The organism is Kitasatospora sp. NPDC086801, assembly GCF_044745805.1.
Classification (GTDB): Bacteria; Actinomycetota; Actinomycetes; order Streptomycetales; family Streptomycetaceae; genus Kitasatospora.
The window spans coordinates 66823-87133 of sequence record NZ_JBIVAX010000031.1; the positions used below are offsets into that span (position 1 = coordinate 66823).

The 20311-nt window shown below is 73.6% G+C and carries 13 protein-coding genes and 2 pseudogenes; 12 read left to right on the forward strand and 3 right to left on the reverse strand.

The window, feature by feature from the left end:
• The first annotated feature begins 387 nt into the window (after positions 1 to 387).
• Positions 388 to 741, forward strand: a complete 354-nt coding sequence (locus ACIPLC_RS27280) for a hypothetical protein (RefSeq protein WP_400475653.1) — start codon at positions 388 to 390, stop codon at positions 739 to 741.
• Between the two features lie 129 nt (positions 742 to 870).
• On the opposite strand, the pseudogene ACIPLC_RS27285 reads toward ACIPLC_RS27280, so the two are convergent.
• Positions 871 to 963, reverse strand: a pseudogene (locus ACIPLC_RS27285) (ribonuclease Z); the annotation flags it as partial.
• 67 nt (positions 964 to 1030) lie between these two features.
• On the opposite strand from ACIPLC_RS27285, the gene ACIPLC_RS27290 reads away from it, so the two are divergent.
• Together ACIPLC_RS27290 and ACIPLC_RS27295 are read left to right on the forward strand one after the other, a co-directional pair.
• Entirely contained in the window at positions 1031 to 1378 is a 348-nt protein-coding gene (locus ACIPLC_RS27290; RefSeq protein WP_400475654.1) for a hypothetical protein, read from the forward strand.
• The gene (locus ACIPLC_RS27295; protein ID WP_400475655.1) at positions 1372 to 1944 is read left to right on the forward strand and encodes an SMI1/KNR4 family protein; all 573 of its coding nucleotides are present in this window, start codon (positions 1372 to 1374) and stop codon (positions 1942 to 1944) included. The genes ACIPLC_RS27290 and ACIPLC_RS27295 overlap by 7 nt, the downstream gene beginning before the upstream one ends.
• Before the next feature lie 44 nt (positions 1945 to 1988).
• Here ACIPLC_RS27295 and ACIPLC_RS27300 read toward each other — a convergent pair whose 3' ends face one another.
• Entirely contained in the window at positions 1989 to 5255 is a 3267-nt protein-coding gene (locus tag ACIPLC_RS27300) for a hypothetical protein (RefSeq protein ID WP_400475656.1), read from the reverse strand.
• 466 nt (positions 5256 to 5721) lie between these two features.
• Between ACIPLC_RS27300 and ACIPLC_RS27305 the strand changes: the two genes are divergently transcribed.
• Positions 5722 to 6108 (forward strand): NUDIX domain-containing protein, encoded by a 387-nt coding sequence (locus tag ACIPLC_RS27305; protein WP_400475657.1) that lies wholly within the window; start codon positions 5722 to 5724, stop codon positions 6106 to 6108.
• Between the two features lie 46 nt (positions 6109 to 6154).
• On the opposite strand, the gene ACIPLC_RS27310 is transcribed toward ACIPLC_RS27305, so the two are convergent.
• A complete protein-coding gene (locus ACIPLC_RS27310; protein ID WP_400475658.1) occupies positions 6155 to 6844 on the reverse strand; it encodes a LuxR C-terminal-related transcriptional regulator in 690 nt (229 codons plus the stop codon).
• Positions 6845 to 7414: 570 nt separating this feature from the next.
• Here ACIPLC_RS27310 and ACIPLC_RS27315 point away from each other — a divergent pair.
• The 8 genes and pseudogenes from ACIPLC_RS27315 to ACIPLC_RS27350 all read left to right on the forward strand — a co-directional run bounded on the left by ACIPLC_RS27315 (position 7415) and on the right by ACIPLC_RS27350 (position 20293).
• Positions 7415 to 8800: a glycosyltransferase gene (locus ACIPLC_RS27315; RefSeq protein ID WP_400475659.1), complete on the forward strand. Its 1386-nt coding sequence runs from the start codon at positions 7415 to 7417 to the stop codon at positions 8798 to 8800.
• Between the two features lie 119 nt (positions 8801 to 8919).
• Positions 8920 to 9978, forward strand: coding sequence for a DegT/DnrJ/EryC1/StrS family aminotransferase (locus ACIPLC_RS27320; RefSeq protein WP_400475660.1), 1059 nt, complete (start codon positions 8920 to 8922; stop codon positions 9976 to 9978).
• Between the two features lie 7 nt (positions 9979 to 9985).
• Positions 9986 to 10171, forward strand: a pseudogene (locus tag ACIPLC_RS27325) (cytochrome P450); the annotation flags it as partial.
• 91 nt (positions 10172 to 10262) lie between these two features.
• Positions 10263 to 11021 (forward strand): thioesterase II family protein, encoded by a 759-nt coding sequence (locus ACIPLC_RS27330; RefSeq protein WP_400475661.1) that lies wholly within the window; start codon positions 10263 to 10265, stop codon positions 11019 to 11021.
• A gap of 57 nt (positions 11022 to 11078) precedes the next feature.
• The gene (gene pabB, locus ACIPLC_RS27335; protein ID WP_400475662.1) at positions 11079 to 13301 is read left to right on the forward strand and encodes an aminodeoxychorismate synthase component I; all 2223 of its coding nucleotides are present in this window, start codon (positions 11079 to 11081) and stop codon (positions 13299 to 13301) included.
• Between the two features lie 2 nt (positions 13302 to 13303).
• Positions 13304 to 18376 carry a beta-ketoacyl synthase N-terminal-like domain-containing protein gene (locus ACIPLC_RS27340; protein WP_400475663.1) on the forward strand — a complete coding sequence of 1691 codons (5073 nt, stop codon included), beginning with the start codon at positions 13304 to 13306 and terminating at the stop codon, positions 18374 to 18376.
• A 52-nt stretch (positions 18377 to 18428) separates the two neighbouring features.
• The gene (locus ACIPLC_RS27345) at positions 18429 to 19448 is read left to right on the forward strand and encodes an ATP-binding cassette domain-containing protein (RefSeq protein WP_400475664.1); all 1020 of its coding nucleotides are present in this window, start codon (positions 18429 to 18431) and stop codon (positions 19446 to 19448) included.
• Complete coding sequence (locus ACIPLC_RS27350; protein WP_400475665.1) at positions 19445 to 20293, forward strand: ABC transporter permease; 849 nt, start codon at positions 19445 to 19447, stop codon at positions 20291 to 20293. The genes ACIPLC_RS27345 and ACIPLC_RS27350 overlap by 4 nt, the downstream gene beginning before the upstream one ends.
• Positions 20294 to 20311: the final 18 nt, after the last annotated feature.

Here is a 20311-nt window from a genome sequence, read left to right on the forward strand (position 1 = left end):
GCGGTGGTGCGTGATCCGCGTGACGCCTGTACGAGGCGTGCGTCCTGCGACACCACACCGGTTGACGCTGGATCAGTCTTCCGGGTGGGGGTCAGGCTGCCCCTGCCGCCGGGACCGAAACGACTCCGGTCCCCACAGGCCGGGAACGTCTTGAAATGCTCGCGACAAGACTGGAAGGCTCCCTCGGCCGAGGCGGCGGTAGCGGTACGGGATTCCCGGCCTCGGCCGGATCGCGATGGCCTGGACGCACCCTACTGAGGGGCCCGGCCCGGACATGGGCGCGGGCCGGCGGTCGAACGGCCGACCGCCGGGGTAGGGGGTCACCTGCCGAGCGTGCGCCCGGGCGCGGGCGCGGTCGGGGTCGGGGTCGCGACAACTGAAGAAGAGGTGCTGGAGATCGTGAAGGATGTTCGTCCCCTGCCATCCGTTCCCCTGGCCCCCGGCGCACTGCCGGTGATCGGCCACGCGCACCGCTTCCTGAGAGACCCCTTGGGATTCCTGATGTCCCTCCCCGCGGACAGCGGACTCGTCTCGATCGGGCTCGGGCCGATCAGCATGGTCCTGGTCCGTGATGCCGACCTGACCCGCCAGGTACTGCTCGACGACCGTGTCTTCGACAAAGGAGGAGTGCTGTTCGAACGCGCGCGGGACGTGATCGGCGACAACCTGGTCACCGTGCGCCACGCCCGGCACAGGGGTGAGCGCCGCCTGCACCAACCCGCCTTCCACCCCAGCCGGTGAGGGTGAAGTCGGGGCCGGACGGGGTGAGCAGTTGTTGCTCTCGGGCGTAAGCGGTGACCGCGGCTGCCAGGCCGTCGCGGAAGCCGAGTTCGTGCGTGCCGCCGCCGGTGGTCGGCAGGCAGCCGCCCGGGCGAGGCCGAGGCAGTGGTCGCCGTGGAGGTGCGTCACCGCGATCCGGCTGGTCCCGGTGGCGCTGACCCCGGCGTGCAGCAGCTGCCGCTGTCATGACGGGACGCCGAGACGGTGTCAGCGGCTTGTCGTACAGTCGCCACTTGTGACAACGACCTTGATGACGTACGCGGGAACCGCAGAGCCCGACGCGCCGACCACCCGCACCGACGGCGTGCCGCTGGCCCCGGCCGGGGCCAGCTGGCCGCAGTGCGCCACCTGCGACGGGCCGATGCGGTTCCTGGCCCAGGTGCTCCTGGACGACCTCGGCCAACTCGGCGGGCAGCCCGCCCGGCTGCAGAACGACGAAACCCCTGCCTGCCCGACCTGCGCGCGGGAAAGGAGGCTCGTCGTCCAACTCAAGGAAGGACGGGACCACGCCACAGCGATGAACTTCGGCGGTCGCGGCGAGGCATACGCCTTCGCGTGCGAGCCCCACGCACAAGCCGTGTTCCTGTGGCAGTGCTGACCGGAGCAGCCTTCCGCCCCCACTCGGAGGGCCAGACCGCGTTGGAGCAGCTCCGCGCGCGGCTCGGGGAGCCCGAGTCCTGGGGTTGGGCCAGGCTCGCGATCTGGGAGGCCAGCGAGCAGTACCTCGGCTTCCGGCTGCCGGCCGACTTCAAGGCGTTCCTCGATCTGTACGGCCCTGGCTCGGTGGACGGTTACCTGACGATCGACCGGCCGATGGACACCACACCGGCCGAGCTGGACCGCTACTGGGGCCCGCCACCCGAGCGTCCAGCCTGGTACGGCGAGATCGCCGAGGGCTACTGGGAGGTCGACGAGTCCGACGCCCGATCAGGCGTTCTACTGCTATGGGGAAGTGACGAGCACGGCAGCCGGTACTTCTTCCGCGCCGTCGAGGAGGATCCCGCCGAGTGGCGGATCATCATCAGCAGTGACGAGGGCGAGTGGTTCGAGACCGCCGGAACGTTCACCGAGTTCCTGGTGCGCTGCTTCCACCGGGTCGACCGCCCCGACTTCATCGACCCCAGCTGGCCTCGGCCGGGTGCACGCTACGAAGTCCGCGCGTGACCCCGAGCACGTCCGAATCGAGCCGTAAGCCCCACAAGGTCCGCTCACGCTGAATCGGTGAATACCGCCAGTGCGGCGTCACGGACGTCCGGCTGCGGATGGCGGCGCAGCGTGTGCAGCACGTCCCGCCAGGCGGTGGGCCAGTCGAGCTGCGCCCCGGTCGTCGTCAGGCTGACGGCGAACAGGCCGGGAGCGAGTCCGTCGTCGGCGGCCAGTCGGCGGGCGGCCTCCAGAGCGTGCTCGGGAGCCTCCCGTCGTCCGCCGCCGTACGGGCGCAGCGACCCGGCGGTGGCCACCGCCAGCGCCGGACGGTCGGCGACCAGGACGGCCAGCTCGGCGAGGCGATCGCCCAGGTCGGGCGCGTCCTGGTCGAGCGCCGCGACCAGTCGGCTGGTGGCCTCGGGAAGCAGGGCGGGTTCGGTCAGCAGGAGTGAGGCAACCGCGCGCTGGGTGGCTCGGAAGGTTTCTGCCGGGACACTCGAGCTCCAGAACGAGCCGGTGAGCGCGGCGATCCGCCGCCGGGCCGGCTGGTCGCGGCCGGGGAGAGCCGGTTCCCCGGCGTGCACGATCTCGATCAGTGTGGTCAGGGTGTCCGCCAGGACGCTGCCCGGCGCGCAGCCGCCGAGTGGGTGCGGGGCGTCCGACAGCGCCACCCCGGTCACGACCCGGGCTGCTCCCTCCCAGCGCTCCCGCTCGGCGAGGTCGGTGACCAGAGGGGTGAGGGCCCGCACGGCCTCCGGCGCGTACCGGCCCCAGGAGACGAGTTGTCCTCGCGCGGGTGCAGCGACGAGGTATTCGTCGTCGAGCGAGAACCGGGCCATCAGGCCGGCGAACGCGGGGCGGTGTTCGACGGGTACCTCGTGCGCGCGAAGGTGTCGGACGACCATCGACCGCAGCTCCGACGGTCCGTCGGCCGTGTCGGTGAGCACGTCCCACAGCGGCAGGTCGGCGATCCGGTCGCTGATCGTCGCCAGCACGGTGGCGCGGACGTCCTGGTGCTGCTCGGGCACGGTGAACGCCTCACGCAGCAGGGCGGCCGCGTCGGCGAGGACCAGGTGTTTGGCGGCGAGCCGGACGGCCTGCTTGCGGCTGGTCACCTTCGCCCCCGGTTCGAGCGCGATCCGGCGCAGTTCCGGGCCGAGTTCGGTGCTCCGCGTGAACCGGGCGGCGCGGCCCGCCGCGTACAGGGCGACCCGGGCCCGGTCGTCGGCCGCGTGGGAGAGCAGTTCGGGCAGCGCCTCGGCGGGGCGCTCGGTCCATGGCAGTGCCGCGAGCGCGGCCTCGGCGAGGACGATCTCGGCGGAGTCCGCGTACCGGCGCAGCAGTGCCTCGCCGTGGACGGGGACCGAGACGGCGGCGCGCAGGGCGGCGGCGCGCTCGCCCGGGGCCCGTGCAGGGTCGCCGACCGTGCGGGCGAGTTGTTCGACGGCCGCGTGCTGTTGCGCGGGAAGCCAGCGGTCGGCCTTGACGAGGTCGGCCGCGGTCAGAGGAGTGGTGAGCAGGGGGCCGAGCAGGTCGGTGCGGACCCGGGTCAGTACGGCCCGCACCGGGGCCAGGGTGATGGCCGACGGCCTCGAGGCGAGCAGCCGGGCCACGCGTTCGGAGCCGGTGGCGCGGTCGCGCAGCAGCTGTGCGACGGCCCGTTCGACGGCGCCGTCGCCGCCCGAGTGCAGGACCTGCTCCAGGAGTTCGGCGAGGGCGGGGGCGCGTCGTGACCGAGCGCCGAGCGTCTCGGCCAGTGCGAGCAGCAGTGCGGCGTCTCGGGATCGTGCCGAGCGTTCCAGGGCGGCCCGCAGCTCGTGAACCGCCGCGCGTTCGCGCCGCGCAGGGATGGTGAGGCCGACGCCGCCGGTCCGTTCGACGGTGCGGACGGCCCAGGCGAGCAGTTCGCGGGCCGGGCCGCCCGCGTGCTCGCCGAGGACGCGCCCGGCGAGGCGGACGAGCGCGGCGCGAGTGCCTGCCGAACAGTCCCGGGCCGTCAGGGCGTCGTCGGTCAGCCGCTCCAGCAGCCCGGCGGTGGCCTCGCCGAAGAGCCTCGGCGGCACCGCCGCGACCGCGTCCAGCGCCTCGTGGCGGACCGGGTCCTGCTCGCTACGCAGTCGCGTGAGCAGTTCGAGCGCCTCGGGCAGGGCGTCCGGCTCCCCGGAGAGCACGGCGTGCTGGACCAGCTGTGCCCAGGCCCAGCCCCGGTCCCAGGCGTCGGCCACGCGGGTTTCGGCCAGTAGCCTCGGCCGTGCCTCGGCGACCGGCAGCAGGACGAGTGGGACGACGTCCCGGCTGTCCGCCGCCAGCTGGGCCCGCGCCCGCACGTGCCGCTCCTTCGCGGGCAGCACGGCGAGGACATCGACGGAGTACCAGGAGCGGTACGGGCCGGGCAACGCCGCCACCTCGTCGTAGAAGGCGGCCCGCCGGGCCGGGGGCATCTGCCGCAGCAGCGCCAGGTGGCTCTTGTGGTGGCGGTGCGCGAGCGCGGCGAGACCGTCCGGCCGGGCCGCGGCCAAGCGACGGGCCACGTTGACACGCAGCGGCGGCTCGTGGCGGTGCCGGTCGATCGCGAGCAGCAGGCGGACGGTCCGCCCGGCGGAGACGGCGGCGAGGTCGGCGAGCCGGTCGCGCAGCGGACCAGGGAGGGCGCGCACGGGGTGGCGCTCCAACAGCTCCAGCACCCGGGCCGGTTCGCGGGTGGCGGCAGCGGCCAGGCCGAGGGCGTGCCGTTCCCAGAAGGCCTGCCGCAACCCGTGCGGGAGATCGGCGAGTTGACGCTCGGCATCGTCCAGTACGGCGCCCGGGTGGCGGCGTCCGAGCGAGGTGGAGAAGGTGATCGCGTGCGCCAGCACCGGCAGTTCGGCGGCGACGACCTCGGCCGAGCAGACCGGCAGCAGCCGGGCCGCCTCGGCGGCGCCCCACCGCCGACGGACGACGGGCACCAGCCGCCCGGCCACCGCCGTACGCCCGGCGCGCAGGACCGCACGGGCCAACTCGTCGCGGACCGCCTTCGAGGCGGTGAGCATCGTGGATTCGAGGTCGCCGCCAGGAAAGGGCAGCTCGCCGACCGCTCGGTGCGCGTAGCGACGCACCACCGGGTCGGGGTCGTCGATCCGGTCGATCAGATGGCGTGCCTGTCGTCCGGCGAGGGCGGCCAGCGCGGCGAGCCGACGTTCGTACAGGCCGCGGCCGTCCAGCTCGGCGAGCAGGGCCGACAGGTCGGAGGGGGCGAGGGCGGCAGCGGTGCGGGCCACCTCGCGCAGTCGGAGCGGGTGGGGCAGTGGTTCGACGGCGGCGAGCAGCCGGTCGGCAGTCAGTCGAGGCATCGGTGACGATTGTGCCCGGCGGATGCGGCACGGGCACCCGAATATTCGCGGTGGTGCGTTTGCTGGCAGCACAACCCGGTTCGCGAAGGTCGTTCTCTGAGCCGCATGAGCACGGGGACAACGGCCGTTCGGTCCGCGAGCCGTCGCTGGTGCCGCAGAAGATCGGCAACAAGCGCCTGTTCGCTCGCACCTGCCCAAGTACCCTCAGGAGTAATTCAATTTACGGCAGACCGACCATCGCCGGGTGGCGCCGGCTGTCTCGACCGGACCGGGCCGTCCCCCGACCGGGCGAACCTCGTCGGGGGGCATCGCTACCATTCGGGCACACGGGTGCCCGACCCACCGGCGACGACAGCGCCGAGGGGGGCGGAACCCTTCAACAGGAAGTCCTCCTGGTGGTGTTGGGAAGCAGCACGGTGCGCGAATGCATACACGTGTGACGGGCATCGCCATGCGGGGCGGCCGGATGCTCCTGCTGAACCAGGACACCGAGGGGCCACGGACGTGGTCCCTACCCGGCGGAAAGGTCGAGGACGGCGAGACCCTGGCCGGGGCGCTGCGCCGGGAGATGCTCGAGGAGACCGGACTCGACGTCGAGGTCGGCTCCCTGTTGTACGTCTGCGACGTTCCGACCGCCGGCGTCGTGCACATCACCTTCGAGGTCGCGGTGACCGGTGCCCGGATCGGCGGCATCGCCCACGGCACGGACACCCGGCCGATCCGGGGTGTGGAGAGGGTGAAGCTTGACGACCTTGCCGGCCGCGGCTTCTCCGAACGGTTCGTAAAGCTGGCCAGGGCCGACTGGCCAGGTGCCGGCACGTACATGGGGCCGAAGTCGAACATCGGGCTGTGACGCCGCTCCCGCCGGCCGGACCGGCGTCGCCGGGCGGGGAACACCGCTACTTGACGAAGCTCTCCACGACCTTCGGCGGCCAGACCCCGACCTTGAGGGCCCCCATCGAGTAGGCCCGGGAGACCAGTGCGGCGCGGTTGGGGACCCGCAACTTCCGCAGCAGGCAGGTCACGTGGTACTCCACGCCCTGACGGCTCAGGTACAGCCGGGCGGCGAGCGGCACGGTCGAGACGCCGGCCGCGATGCCCTCGAGGATCTTCGCGTCGATCTCGCTCAGCAACTTCTTCTGGCCGGCCACGACCTCGGACCCACCCGAGTCCGGACGCCCGTCGGGCATCATCACCAGGATCGACGACTCGTCCGGCAGATCGCCGCGCACCATGACGGCGGTGAGCGGGACGGTGAACGTCTCGTCGTGCGGACCGACTGCTATGACGTCGGTGGCGAAGCGGTCGCGCCGCCCTTCGATCAGTCCGGAGAACTGACGCAGCAGGGGTTGTTGGACGCTCGGGTGCACAAGGTCGCTGAAGGTACGGCCGCAGAGGTCCGCCGAGGAGCGTCCGAACTGCCAGAAGAAGGCCTCGTTCGCCTGCCGGATGGTGAGGGCCCGGTCGAGCTGAGCCATGGTCAGGCCGGGCTGTCCGGCCAGCGGGGGGTGCTGCGGTCCCGCGCCGGCGGCCGGGACGGGATCGGGTTCGACGGTCCGGGTTGCACCGGCCTGGGCTGCGTATGACATCACCACGGAGAATCGGATCCCTTCAAAGCACGGGTGGTGCGGTTGGATCTCCCCGGAACGATCCGGCGCATTCTCCGTCGGCTTGAACCGCCGTGAACTCAGCACGGAACTCCGGCGCCGGTGGAGACAGCGGTTGCAGGCGGCCGAAGTACTTCCGGCCGAAACCACGGATGTACGGATGAGTGATTCGATGACGATTCCGATATTCCGGGAGCCACGCCTGGAACGACCCGCAATTTCGGCTGACGGGGATTCAGCGTACCCAAGCGCCCCCGACCGGCGTATATGGGACTCGTCAAGAAGCGGACCGCATCCGAAGCATCCGCCTGAGGACCAGGACCGGGGCCGCCGATCGACGTCCGGCCACCCGACGGGCCGGGGGCGTCCGGGGAATCCTTGGAGGGGCCTTCGACTCCCCTTCACCGGCCACTTCCGATCAAACCGGGACACACCCGGATGAGCGGGCCGGGCGACCGTCCGGCCGGGCCAAGGACTAAGGAATTCCCGACACCGGGCGTGAGATCAAGGTGGGGTGCAGTCCGATCGCCGACCCCGCCCCGAGGGAGCCCGATGAGCGCCGTGCAACGGCCGATCCTGTTTGTCAGCCTTCCGGAGAGCGGCCTGCTCAACCCCCTGCTGGTGCTAGCCGGCGAGCTGGCCCGACGGGGCGTGCCCGACCTCTGGTTCGCCACCGACGAGCCCCGGCGCGCCGACGTCCTGGGCCTCGCGGACCGGTCGGCGGTGGAGTTCGCCTCCCTCGGCGACGTCTTCTCCGAGCTGTCCGCGGTCAGCTGGAGCGACGAGGTGTACCGCCGGGTGACCCAGCCCTCGCGCTTCAAGGCGCACCGGGCGGTGATCCACCAGTCCTACCGGCCCGACCTCCAGGCCGAGAAGTACCGCCGGCTCACGGCGGTCGTGGACACGTGCGATCCGGCCCTGATGGTCATCGACTGCCTCAGTGCCTTCGCCGTCGACCTGGCGCTGACCCGGGGCATTCCGTTCGTCCTGAGCGTCCCGTTCCTGCCGAGCAACGTCCTCACCTCGCACAGCCCCTTCGGGTCCTCTTACACCCCGGGTGATTTCCCCGCCCCGCATTCCGGCCTGCCCTACCCGATGGGTTTCGGTCAGAGGCTGCGCAACCGCCTCTTCAAGCTCCGCACGCTCGCGCTGTTCTTCCACCCCACGATGGGGAAGGTGCTTTCCGAGGACGCCCGGCTGCGCAAGGAGCTGGGCCTGCCGAAGCCCAGCCCCATGACGCGGATCGACCGCGCGGAAATGGTGCTCTGCAATTCCGTGCGGGAGCTCGACTATCCGTTCGACATTCCCGGGAAGGTGAAGCTCGTCGGGGCCATGGTGCCGCCGCTGCCGGAGGCCTCGCCGACCGACGACCCGACCGGCGTCATGGACTGGCTGGACGTGCAGTCCTCCGTGGTCTACATGGGATTCGGCACGATCACCCGGCTCACCCGGCCGCAGGTGGGCGACCTGGTGGAGGTCGCGCGACGTCTGGACGGCCGGCACCAGGTGCTGTGGCGGCTGCCGGCCGAGCAGCAGCACCTCCTGCCGCCGCGCGACCGACTGCCGGACAACTTGCGGATCGAGAGCTGGCTGCCGTCCCAGTTGGACGTGCTGGCCCATCCCAAGGTCCAGGTGTTCTTCACCCACGGCGGCGGCAACGGCTTCCACGAGGGCGTGTACTTCGGGAAGCCGCTGGTGGTCCGGCCGTTGTGGGTGGACTGCTACGACCAGGCCGTGCGCGGACGGGACTTCGGGATCAGCCTGACGCTGGACCGGCCGCAGGACCTCGACCCGGACGACGTCGTGGACAAGCTCACCCGCGTACTCGGCGACCGTTCCTTCCGCGAGCGGGCCGCGCGCGTCGGCGCGGCGCAGCGCTCCGCCGGTGGCCGGTCGACGGCGGCCGACCTGCTGCTCGGGCTGCCGGCCCTGACCTGACCTGATCCCTTCCCCGACCCTCCACGAGCCGACCCTCCACGAGCCGACCCGCCGTGCGGCGGCCCGTCCCGAAGTACGGCGGCCCGTCGCGCGACGGGCCGTCCCGAAGTGAGGACCCCATGCCCTTCACCATCCCCGTGTCCCGGCCGAGCCTCGACGGGCGGGAGCTGGAGTACGTCAACCGCACGATCGGCGACGGCTGGATCTCGTCCCAGGGGCCGTTCGTGCGGCACTTCGAGGAGGCCTTCGCCGAGTACAACGGCTCCGCCCACGGTGTCGCCTGCTCCTCCGGCACGGCGGCCCTCACGCTGGCCCTGCGCGCGCTCGGTGTGGGCCCCGGCGACGAGGTCATCGTGCCGGAGTTCACCATGATCGCCTGCGCCTGGGCGGTGACCTACACGGGCGCCACCCCGGTGTTCGTCGACTGCGCCGACGACCTGAACATCGACGTCACCCGGATCGAGGAGCGGATCACCCCGCGCACCAAGGCGATCATGCCGGTGCACGTCTACGGCCGCCGGTGTGACATGACGACGATCATGGAGATCGCCCATCAGTACAACCTGCGGGTCGTGGAGGACTCCTCCGAGGCCCACGGCATCCGGCCGGTCGGCGACATCGCCTGCTTCTCGCTGTTCGCCAACAAGATCATCACAGCCGGTGAAGGCGGCATCTGCCTCACCGACGACCCCCGCCTGGCCGGCCAGCTGGCCCACTTACGGGCCATGGCCTTCACCGCCGACCACAGCTTCCTCCACAAGAAGCTCGCCTACAACTTCCGCATGACGGCCATGCAGGCCGCCGTCGCCGCCGCCCAGACCGAGCGCCTGGACGAGTTCCTCGCGGCCCGCAAGGAGATCGAGCGGCGCTACGACCAGGGCCTCAGGGACGTCCCGGGGATCACCCTGATGCCGCCCCGGGACGTGCTGTGGATGTACGACCTGCGGGCCGAACGTCGCTCCGAGCTCCGAGAGTTCCTGACCGGCGAGGGCATCGAGACCCGGCTGTTCTTCCAGCCGATGAGCCGCCAGCCCGGCTACCTCGATCCGACGTGGCCGAGCCTCAACGCGGCCCGTTTCGCCGCCGACGGCCTCTACCTCCCCAGCTACACCACCCTGACGACCGCCGACCAGGACCGCGTGATCGCGCGGGTCCGCGCGTTCTACGGCACGCCCTGAAGGGTGGATCGGGGACGACCGGGTCGTCGAGGAGACGCTGCGCTTCCACTCGGTTGCCGACCTGGTCTCCCTGCGGGTCACGACCGAGGACGTCGAGATCGCCGGCCAACCGATCCGGGCCGGCGAGGACATCATCCCGCTGGTGGCCGCGGCCGACCACGACGAGCGGGCCTCCGCCTGCCCGCAGGCCTTCGACCCGGCCCGCACCGAGCGCCATCACCGTTCACCGGGACTGAATCCCCCACCGGAGGGACTGAATCCCCCACCGAAAGAGGACCGAACCCATGACCAGTCCCGGCACGTCGAGCACGCTCTGGCTGCGCCGCTTCCACCCGGGAGCCGACCAACCCGTGCGCCTGGTGTGCTTCCCGCACGCCGGCGGCTCCGCCAGCTTCTACCACCCCGTCTCCGCGGCCCTCGCCGACGACACCGAGCTGATCGCCCTGCAGTACCCCGGCCGACAGGACCGCCGCCTGGAGCCCTGCATCGAGGACCTCGACACCCTCGCCGACCGGATCACCGACGAGCTGCTCACCCTGGACGACCGTCCCACCGTCTTCTTCGGCCACAGCATGGGCGCCGTCCTCGCCTTCGAGACCGCCTGGCGTCTGGAGCAGAAGGGCACCCACGCGCCCCGGGCCGTCATCGCCTCCGGCCGGCGGGCGCCATCCACCACCCGGACCGAGAACGTGCACCGCCAGGACGACGAGGCGGTCATCGCCGAGCTCAAGCTGCTCAACGGCACCAGCGCCCGACTGCTCGGTGACGATGAGATCCTGCGCATGGCGATGCCCGCGATCCGCGCCGACTACCGCGCCATCGAGCGCTACACCTGCGGGCCGGAGCGCGTCCTCGGCTGCCCGGTCACCACGCTCACCGGAGACGCCGACCCGCGGACCACCATCGCCGAGGCCCGGGCCTGGCGGAACCACACCACCGGCGCCTTCCGGCTGCAGGTCCTCCCCGGGGGCCACTTCTTCCTGGCCGAGCAGCAGGCGGCGGTCCTGCGGGAGATCACCTCCGAACTCGCCGTGCTCCGCTGACAACCGCCGGCAGACTCCCGGCCCCGCCCGGCGGCACCGGCAGGACAAGGACCACTGATGCGCACTCTCCTGGTCGACAACTACGACTCGTTCACCTACAACCTGTTCCACTACCTCGCCGAGGTCAACGGGCGTGAGCCGGAGGTCGTCCGCAACGACGACCCGTCCTTCCGGCCGGAGCTGCTCGACGACTTCGACACCGTCGTCCTCTCCCCCGGCCCCGGTACGCCGCACAACCCCTCCGACTTCGGCCACTGCGCCGGGATCGCCCGCGAGGGCCGGCTGCCCGTCCTCGGCGTCTGCCTCGGTCACCAGGGTCTCGCCCTCGCCCACGGCGCCGCCGTCGGCCGGGCGCCCGAACCCCGGCACGGGCGCACCTCGGACGTGCGGCACACCGGCACCGGGCTCTTCCGCCACCTGCCCAATCCGCTGGAGGTCGTCCGCTACCACTCGCTCGCCGTCACCAGCCTCTCCCCCGCACTGGAACCGATCGCCTGGGCCACCGACGACGGCGTGGTGATGGCCCTGTGCCACCGCGAACTCCCGCTGTGGGGTGTGCAGTTCCACCCCGAGTCGATCGGCACCGAGGCCGGGCACCAGCTGCTCGCGAACTTCCGGGACCTCGCCGAGCGCTTCAACCACGCGCACCGCCACGGCCGCAGACGCACCCCCGGCGTACCGCGGCCCCGCACCCGGCCCGACCACACCCCGCTCCCGGCCCCCCGGCAACTGACCGTGCTGACCCGGAAGATCGACACCCGGTGGGACGCCGAAACCGTCTTCGACCGGCTCTTCCGCATCGGCAGCCATCCGTTCTGGCTGGACAGCAGCCTCCCGGGCGGGCGGCTCGGCCAGGTCTCCGCGATGGGCAACGCCTCCGGCCCGCTCGCCCGGGTGGCGAGCGCGGACGTCTCCCGGGGGACCGTCACGATAACGGCCGGGGGCGGCACGCGGGTGCTGGAGGACGAGTTCCTGCACTGGCTCGACGCGGACCTCCGCTCGCTGCACGTGGAGGTGCCCGAGCTGCCGTTCGATTTCGCGCTCGGCTGGGTCGGCTGCCTCGGCTACGAGCTCAAGGCCGAGTGCGGCGGCGACCGTGCCCACCGTTCGCCCGACCCGGACGCCGTCATGGTGTTCGCAGACCGGGCGGTCGTCCTCGACCACCGCACCGGCGCCGCCCACCTGCTCGCCCTGGCCGAGGACGGCCGGGTGGGGCCCGCCAGGGCCTGGCTGCGGGACACCGCCGCCCGGCTCACCGGCCCGGCACCGCGCACCGACCCGCCGGCCCACAACCCGCCCGGCCTGTCGGCCGGCCTGCGGCTGCGCCACCCCCGTGAGGCCTACCTCAAGCTCATCGACGCCTGCCAGGACGAGATCGGGGCCGGCGAGACCTACGAGGTCTGCCTCACCAACATGATCGACGCCCCGGCCGCGTTCGACCCCTGGCAGGCCTACCGAGCCCTGCGGCGGATCAGCCCGGCACCGTTCGCCGCCTTCCTCGGCTTCGGCGGGCTGTCCGTGCTCAGCTCCTCCCCCGAGCGCTTCCTGCGGATCGGGCCGGACGGTGCGATGGAGTCCAAGCCCATCAAGGGCACCCGCCCGCGCGGCGCCACCCCGCAGGAGGACACCCTGCTCATCGCCGACCTGGCGACCAGCGAGAAGGACCGGGCCGAGAACCTCATGGTCGTCGACCTCGTCCGGCACGATCTCGGGCGGTGCGCCGAGACCGGATCCGTCGTCGCCGACCCGCTCTTCGACGTCGAGACGTACACCACCGTCCACCAGCTGGTCAGCACCGTACGGGCGCGGCTGCACCCCGGGTACAGCGCGGTCGACGGCATCCGGTCGGCCTTCCCCGGCGGCTCGATGACGGGCACGCCCAAGATCCGCACCATGCAGATCATCGACCGCCTGGAGAGCGGCCCACGCGGCATCTACTCGGGCGCGATCGGCTACCTCTCGCTGACCGGCGCCGCCGATCTGAACATCGTCATCCGCACTGCCGTGGTGAGCGAGGGGCGGCTGCGCTACGGGGTGGGCGGCGCGATCATCGCCCTCTCCGACCCCGAGGCCGAGTTCGACGAGACGGTGGTGAAGGCCCGCCCGCTGCTGGCGCTGCTGGACACCGCGTTCCCCGAGCAGAGCCCGGCCGTTCCCCTCGCCGCCTCGCGTCGACTCCAGAGAGCCTCCAGGGCAAGATCCGCCGGGCAGGCACTAGGGCTTTCCCGGCGGTCTGCGGCCGAGGATGACAGCCGCAGCCCGCACCGACCCCGGGAGTGAAGGTGTCCGTCCACAGCGATGACTACACGATCGAACCGGCCTCCGGGGCCCCCGGAGCGCTGGGCGGTCACACCCTGCCCGGGGTGTTCGCGGCGGCCGTACGGCGCGCCCCCGACGCCGTCGCGCTGGTCGACGGCGATCGCGAGCTGACCTGGCGTCAGTGGCGGGCGGAAGTGGCGTCGCTGGCCCGGGCGCTCCAGGAGCTGGGCGTGGGCCCGGGTGAGGTGGTCGCGGTCCAGCTGCCGAACCGCTGGGAGTACCCGACCGCTCACCTGGCCGTCGCCGCCGTCGGCGCGGTCATGCTGCCGGTGCACGCCGGGTACGGCGCCGCCGACGTGCGGGCGCTGCTGGGCCGGGTGGACCCGGTGGCGGCCGTGTTCGCGCCCGAGGCGGTGGCCACCGCCCGCGAGCTGTCGGCGGCCGTACCGTCCCTGCGGGCGGTCCTGGTCGCGGGGGATCCGGACGGGCTGCCGCGCGGGGTCCGCTCCCTGGCCCGGACGATGGCCGACCACGCGGGCCGGGAGCCGCACCCGGTCGAGGTCGTACCGGACCAGCCGCTGGTCCTGCTCCCCTCCTCCGGCACCACCTCGGCGCGGCCCAAGATCTGCCTGCACAGCCACGACGGGCTGCTCTCCAACACCGCCCCCGTCGCCGAGGAAGGCGGCGCGGCCTTCGCCGACGCGATCCTGACGGCCTGCCCGCTCACCCACCTGTTCGGCCTGCAGTCCTTGCACACCGCGCTGTTCCGGGCCTGCCGACAGGTCCTGCTGCGCGGCTGGGATCCCGAGCGCTTCCTCGCGCTGGCCCGGCGCACCGCACCCAGCGCGGTCTTCGCCGTCCCGGCGCAGCTGCACGACATCGTCGGTGCGCTGGCCCGCAACGGACGGCCCGCCGGATTCCGGCCGCACCAGGTGCGCACCGCCGGGGCGGCGATCCCCGCCGCGCTCGCCGCGGACGTGCGGGCGGCGCTCGGCGGCGAGCTGGTGGTGGTGTGGGGCATGTCCGAACTGGGCACCGGCACCCGCACCTCACCGGCCGACCCGGACGGGGCCGCGGTGCGCAGCGTGGGCCGGCCGACCAGTGGGGCGCGGGTGCGGATCGTCGGCGAGGACGGGCGCGAGCTGCTCCCGGGCGCGCCCGGCGACCTCCAGTACCGCAGCCCGAGCATGTTCCGCGGCTACTACCGGGATCCCGAGCTGACCCGCGCGGCGATCACGCCGGACGGCTGGCTGCGCACGGGCGACCGGGCGAGCCTCGGGGAGGACGGGCTGCTGCGCTTCCACGGGCGCGCGGCGGAGCTGATCAACGTGGGCGGGCGGAAGTTCGACGCGACAGAGGTCCAGGAGCTCCTGGCGGCGATGCCGGGCATCGGCCCGCTCGCGGTGGTCGGACGGGCGGACGCGCGCCTCGGCGAGATCCCGTGCCTGGTGCTCACCCGCGCGGCGGACCCGGCGATCGGTCTGCGGGCCGTGACCGGCTTCCTGCGGGAGCGCGAGGTCGCCGAGTACAAGATGCCGCTGGAGCTGGTGACCGTCGACGACCTCCCGCGCACCCCGGCCGGGAAGCTGCACCGGCGGTCGCTGGAGGAGCTGGTGGCCCAGGAGGCGTTCGTCCCCGGTCCGTCCGCACTCGACCACGGCGACGCGCTGGACCTCGTGCGCTCGTGCGCGGCCGAGGTCATGGACCGCGGTCCGGACGACGAACCGATCGGCGCCGACACGGCGTTCCGCGCGTACGGGCTGGACTCGGTGCGCACCATCCGGCTGCGCAACCTGCTGGCGGAGGCGACCGGCCGTCCGCTGCCGGTGAGCCTCGGCTTCGACCACCCCACCCCGGCCGCCGTCGCGTCCCTGCTGTCGGGCGCGGCGCCGGACCGACCGGACGAGGGCCCGGACGACGCCTCCGACGAGCCGGTCGCGATCGTCGGGATGGCCTGCCGCCTGCCGGGCGGGGTCTCCTCCCCCGACGACCTCTGGACACTCGTCGCCGACGGCGTCCACGCCGCCTCCGCGTTCCCCGCCGACCGCGGGTGGGACCTCGAAGGCCTCTTCCACGACGACCCCGAGCACCCCGGGACGTCCTACGTCCGCCGGGGCGGATTCCTGGACGGCGCAGGGCAGTTCGACGCCGCCTTCTTCGGTTTCTCCCCGCGCGAGGCCCTGGCCGCCGACCCGCAGCAGCGGCTGCTCCTGGAGACCGCCTGGGAGGCGCTGGAGCACGCCGGCATCGACCCGACCGGGCTGCGCGGCAGCCGCACCGGCGTCTTCACCGGCGCGATGTACCACGACTACGGCACCACCGCCCCGGCCGAGCTGGAGGGACTGCTCGGGATCGGCACGGCCGGCAGCGCCCTGGCCGGGCGGATCTCGTACACCTTCGGGCTGGAGGGCCCGGCGCTCACCGTCGACACCGCGTGTTCCTCCTCGCTCGTCGCCCTCCACCTCGCCTGCCGCTCGCTGCGCTCGGGCGAGTCCTCGCTCGCCCTGGCCGGCGGCGTCGCGGTGATGGCCACGCCGGGGTCGTTCGTCGAGTTCTCCCGGCTGCGCGGCCTCGCCCCCGACGGCCGCTGCAAGGCCTTCTCGGACGACGCCGACGGCGCCGCCTGGGCCGAGGGCGCGGGCCTGCTCGTCCTGGAACGGCTGAGCGACGCACGGCGCAACGGGCACCCGGTGCTCGCCGTCGTACGCGGCTCGGCGGTCAACCAGGACGGCGCCTCGAACGGCATCACCGCGCCCAACGGCCCCGCGCAGCAGCGGGTGATCCGGCGCGCGCTCGCCGACGCGGGGCTCGCCCCCGGCGACGTCGACGCCGTCGAGGCGCACGGCACCGGAACCCCTCTCGGCGACCCGATCGAGGCGCTGGCGCTGCTCGCCGTCCACGGCGGCGCGCGCCCGGCGGACCGGCCGCTGTGGCTGGGGTCCGTCAAGTCGAACATCGGGCACGCCCAGGCGGCGGCCGGCGTGGCCGGGGTGATCAAGACGGTGCAGGCGCTGCGGCACGGCCTCCTGCCGAGGACCCTGCACGTCACCGGGCCGACCACCCGGGTGGACTGGTCCTCCGGCGCAGCCCGGCTGCTGACCGAGGCGCAGCCGTGGCCCCGGGAGGACGGGCGGGCGCGGCGGGCCGGCGTGTCGTCGTTCGGGATCAGCGGGACCAACGCGCACGTCGTGCTGGAGGAGGCACCGGCGGTGCCCACGGCTGTCGGCGGTTCCTCCGGCGGGCCGGTGCCGCTGGTGCTCTCGGCCCACAGCGAGCCCGCTCTGCGGGCCCAGGCCGGGCGGCTGGCCGAGCACGTCGCCACCCGGTCCTCGTACGCCCTGTCCGATCTCGCCCATGCGCTCGCCACCACCAGGGCCGTCCACCGCCACCGGGCGCTGCTGGTCGGCGCCGAGCGGGGCGAACTCGTCAGCGCACTACGGCAGTTCGCCGCCGGGAAGCCCTCACCGGTTGTTCCGGCGGCGGGCCGGCGCGACCGCGGCGGGCGGCTCGCCTTCGTGTTCGCCGGGCAGGGCAGCCAGCGGCCCGGGATGGGTCGTGAACTCGCCGATGCCTTCCCGGAGTTCGCGGCTGCGCTGGACGAGATGTGGGCCGGTCTCGACCCGCTGCTGGCACGGCCGCTGCGCTCCGTCCTGTGGGACGACGACGGGCACGGGCATCCCGAACCGCTCCTCGACCGGACGGAGTTCGCGCAGCCCGCGCTCTTCGCCCACGAGGTCGCCCTCCACCGACTGCTGGAGTCCTGGGGCGTACGGCCCGACCTGCTGGCCGGGCACTCGGTCGGCGAGATCGCCGCCGCGCACGTGGCCGGGGTCCTGTCGCTGACGGACGCGTGCGCGCTGGTCGCCGCCCGGGGACGGCTCATGCAGTCCCTCCCGGCCGGGGGCGCGATGCTCGCCGTCCGGGCGGAGGAGGACGAAGTGCGGCCTTTGCTGGGCGAGTTCGTCTCGCTCGCGGCGGTGAACGGGCCGTCGTCCGTCGTCGTCTCGGGCACCGAGGACGCCGTCGCGGCGATCGAGGCGCACTTCGCAGACCGGCGGACGACGAGGCTACGCGTGTCGCACGCGTTCCACTCACCGCTGCTAGAGCCGATGCTGGCGGAGTTCCGCGGAGTCCTCGACGGCCTGTCGTTCGCCGCGCCCGCCGTGCCGCTGGTCTCCGGCGTCACCGGCCGCCCGCTGACCGCCGCCGAGGCCCGCGACCCCGGCCACTGGGTGCGCCAGGCCCGGGAACCGGTCCGGTTCCGGGACGCCGTCGAGCAGCTGCGCGGGGAGCGCGTCGACGCCTACCTCGAACTCGGACCCGCCGCCGCGCTCGCGCCCGTGCTCGGCGAGTGCCTGGCCGCCGGGGAGGCCGGACCGTCGGCCGCCGTCATCGCGACCGGCTCGGCGGACCAGGCGGACGAGACGCGGGCGCTGCTCGCCGCCGCCGGGCGCCTCCACCTGCACGGCGCACCCGTGGACTGGGACGCCGTCCTGCCCGGCGCCCGGCCCGTGCCGCTCCCGACGTACCCGTTCCAGCGGCAGACGTACTGGCTCGCGCCGGCCGCTTCCACGCCCGGGGTCATGCCGGCCCTCGACGGACCGCCGGCCCCCGGCGCCGAGCGGTTCGCCGCGGCGAGCCCCGAGGAGCGCGACGCCCTCCTCCTCCAGCTCGTCCTCGCCGAGACCGCCGCCGTCCTCGGGCGCGGCGCCGACGACCTCGACGCCGCCCACGCGTTCTCCGACCTCGGCGTCAACTCCGTCAACGCGATCGAACTGCGCGAACGCATCGCCGCCGCCAGCGGCGCCCCCCTTCCCGCGACCCTCGTCTTCGACCACCCGTCCCCGGCCGCCGTCGTCCTCGCCCTCGGCGCCCACCTCGACCGGGGGGCCGCGCCGGAGCCCACCGCCGCCTACCTGGTCGACCGGCTCGCCGCACTGCTCGCCACCGGCACCGCCCTCGATCCGGCCACCGCCACCCGGCTGCGCGACCTCGCCCGGCGCTGCGCCGCAACCGCCGGCCCGGCCCGCCCCGGCCCCGACCTCGACACGGCCACCGACGAGGAGCTGTTCCGCCTGATGGACGCCGTCGACTGACACCGGCCGCCCCCCTTCGACGCTCGCCGAACCCCCGTACGGAGACCAGACCATGCCTGCCCGCACCGCCCCGCCCCCGCCCCCGCCCGCCGGGGCCGACGACGACCTCGTGATCGAGGCGGTCGACGTCGGCATGACCTTCGGCACCGTCCGCGCGCTCGACTCGGTCAGCCTCGCCGTCCCCCGCGGCACCGTGCTCGCCCTGCTCGGCCACAACGGCGCCGGCAAGACCACCCTCGTCGGCGTCCTCACCACCGCCCTCGCGCCCACCACCGGCCGGGCCAGCGTCGCCGGGTTCGACGTCCGGCACCGCCCCGCCGAGGTCCGCCGCCGGATCGGCCTCACCGGCCAGTACGCCACCGTCGACGGGCGGCTCAGCGGGCGCGACAACCTCCTCCTGCTCGCCGGGCTGCTGGGCGCCGGGCGCCGCGCCGCCCGGAGCCGCGCCGACGACCTCCTCGACCTGTTCGGCCTCGGTCACGTGGCCGACCGGCCCGCCCGCGGTTACTCCGGCGGCCTGCGCCGCCGCCTCGACCTCGCCGCGAGTCTGGTCGGCCGGCCCGAGGTGGTGTTCCTCGACGAGCCGACCACCGGGCTCGACCCGGTGAGCCGGCTCGGTCTCTGGGAGATCGTCGAAGGCCTCGTCGCCGAGGGCACCACCGTCCTGCTCACCACCCAGTACCTCGACGAGGCCGATCGGCTCGCCGACGCCATCACCGTGCTCTCCGACGGCGCCGTCGTCGCCCACGGCACCCCCGCCGAGCTCAAGGCCCGGGTCGGCCGGCGCACCGTCACCGTAGTCCTCGACGGGCCTGCCGGGAGTGACCCCGGGAACGACTCCGAGCGGGCCGCCGAGGCACTGCGCCGTGCCGGGCTCGCCCCGGTCACCGGCCGCGAGGGCGCCGCCCTCGTCGTCCCCATCGAGGCCACCCGCGACATCGCCGTCGTCGTCCGCGCGCTCGACGGGGTCGGGCTAGAGGCCGCCGAGCTCACGTTCGGCGAACCCGGCCTGGACGACGTCTACCTCGCCCTGGCCCACCGCCCCGACAGCCCGGAAGGACCCGCTCGGTGACCAGCACGCTCGACGCCGGCCGACCGCCCCGCACCCCGGTGGCCACCGCGCCCACCTGGCACGGCAGTTCGCGGCTCACCCAGGTCCGCATCCTCACCGGCCGGTCGCTGCGCGCGCTCGTGACCGACCCGGCGGTGCTGCTCTTCGGCCTGCTCCAGCCCGTCATCACGCTCGTGGTGCTCTCCCAGGTGTTCAGCCGGATGGGACTCCCACCGCACTTCCCGCCGGACGTCACGTACCTGGACTTCGTCCTGCCCGCCGTCCTCGTCGACAACGCGGTGCAGTCCGCCGTCCAGTCCGGGGTGGGCCTCGTCGAGGACCTCCAGAACGGCATCGTCGCCCGCCTGCGATGCCTGCCCGTCGCGCCGAGCTCCCTGCTCGTCGCCCGCAGCCTCACCACACTCGTGCGCGCCGCCGTCCAGGCCGTGATCATCCTGGCGCTCGGCACCCTCGCACTCGGCTACCACCCGCGCGGCGGGGCCGGCGCGGTCGCCGCCTCGATCGGGCTGACGCTGTTCATGAGCTGGGCACTCGGCTGGCTGTTCATCGCGGCGGCGGCCTGGCTGCGCCGCGCCGAGCCCATTCAGAACCTCGCGATCATCGCCGTGCTGCCCCTGATGTTCGCCTCCAGCGCCTACGTCCCGACCGCCGACCTCCCGGACTGGCTGGCCGCCGTCGCCCACGTCAACCCGCTCACGTACGCCATCGACTCCACCCGCGCCCTCGCCCTCGGCCTGCCCGGAACGGCCACCGCCGTTCCGGCGCTGCTGCTCGGCGCGGCGGTGGCAGGGGTCGGCGCGTGGCTCGCGGTGGCCGGTTTCCGGCGGCCTTTGACACCCCGCTGAACACGACCGGCCGGGCCC

Coding starts and splice junctions, on each gene's coding strand:
- ACIPLC_RS27290 (WP_400475654.1), top strand. CDS start 1,031: ATGACGTACGCGGGAACCGCAGAGCCCGACGCGCCGACCACCCGCACC.
- ACIPLC_RS27300 (WP_400475656.1), bottom strand. CDS start 5,255: ATGCCTCGACTGACTGCCGACCGGCTGCTCGCCGCCGTCGAACCACTG.
- ACIPLC_RS27305 (WP_400475657.1), top strand. CDS start 5,722: ATGCTCCTGCTGAACCAGGACACCGAGGGGCCACGGACGTGGTCCCTA.
- ACIPLC_RS27310 (WP_400475658.1), bottom strand. CDS start 6,844: ATGTCATACGCAGCCCAGGCCGGTGCAACCCGGACCGTCGAACCCGAT.
- ACIPLC_RS27315 (WP_400475659.1), top strand. CDS start 7,415: ATGAGCGCCGTGCAACGGCCGATCCTGTTTGTCAGCCTTCCGGAGAGC.
- ACIPLC_RS27320 (WP_400475660.1), top strand. CDS start 8,920: ATGCCCTTCACCATCCCCGTGTCCCGGCCGAGCCTCGACGGGCGGGAG.
- ACIPLC_RS27330 (WP_400475661.1), top strand. CDS start 10,263: ATGACCAGTCCCGGCACGTCGAGCACGCTCTGGCTGCGCCGCTTCCAC.
- pabB (WP_400475662.1), top strand. CDS start 11,079: ATGCGCACTCTCCTGGTCGACAACTACGACTCGTTCACCTACAACCTG.
- ACIPLC_RS27345 (WP_400475664.1), top strand. CDS start 18,429: ATGCCTGCCCGCACCGCCCCGCCCCCGCCCCCGCCCGCCGGGGCCGAC.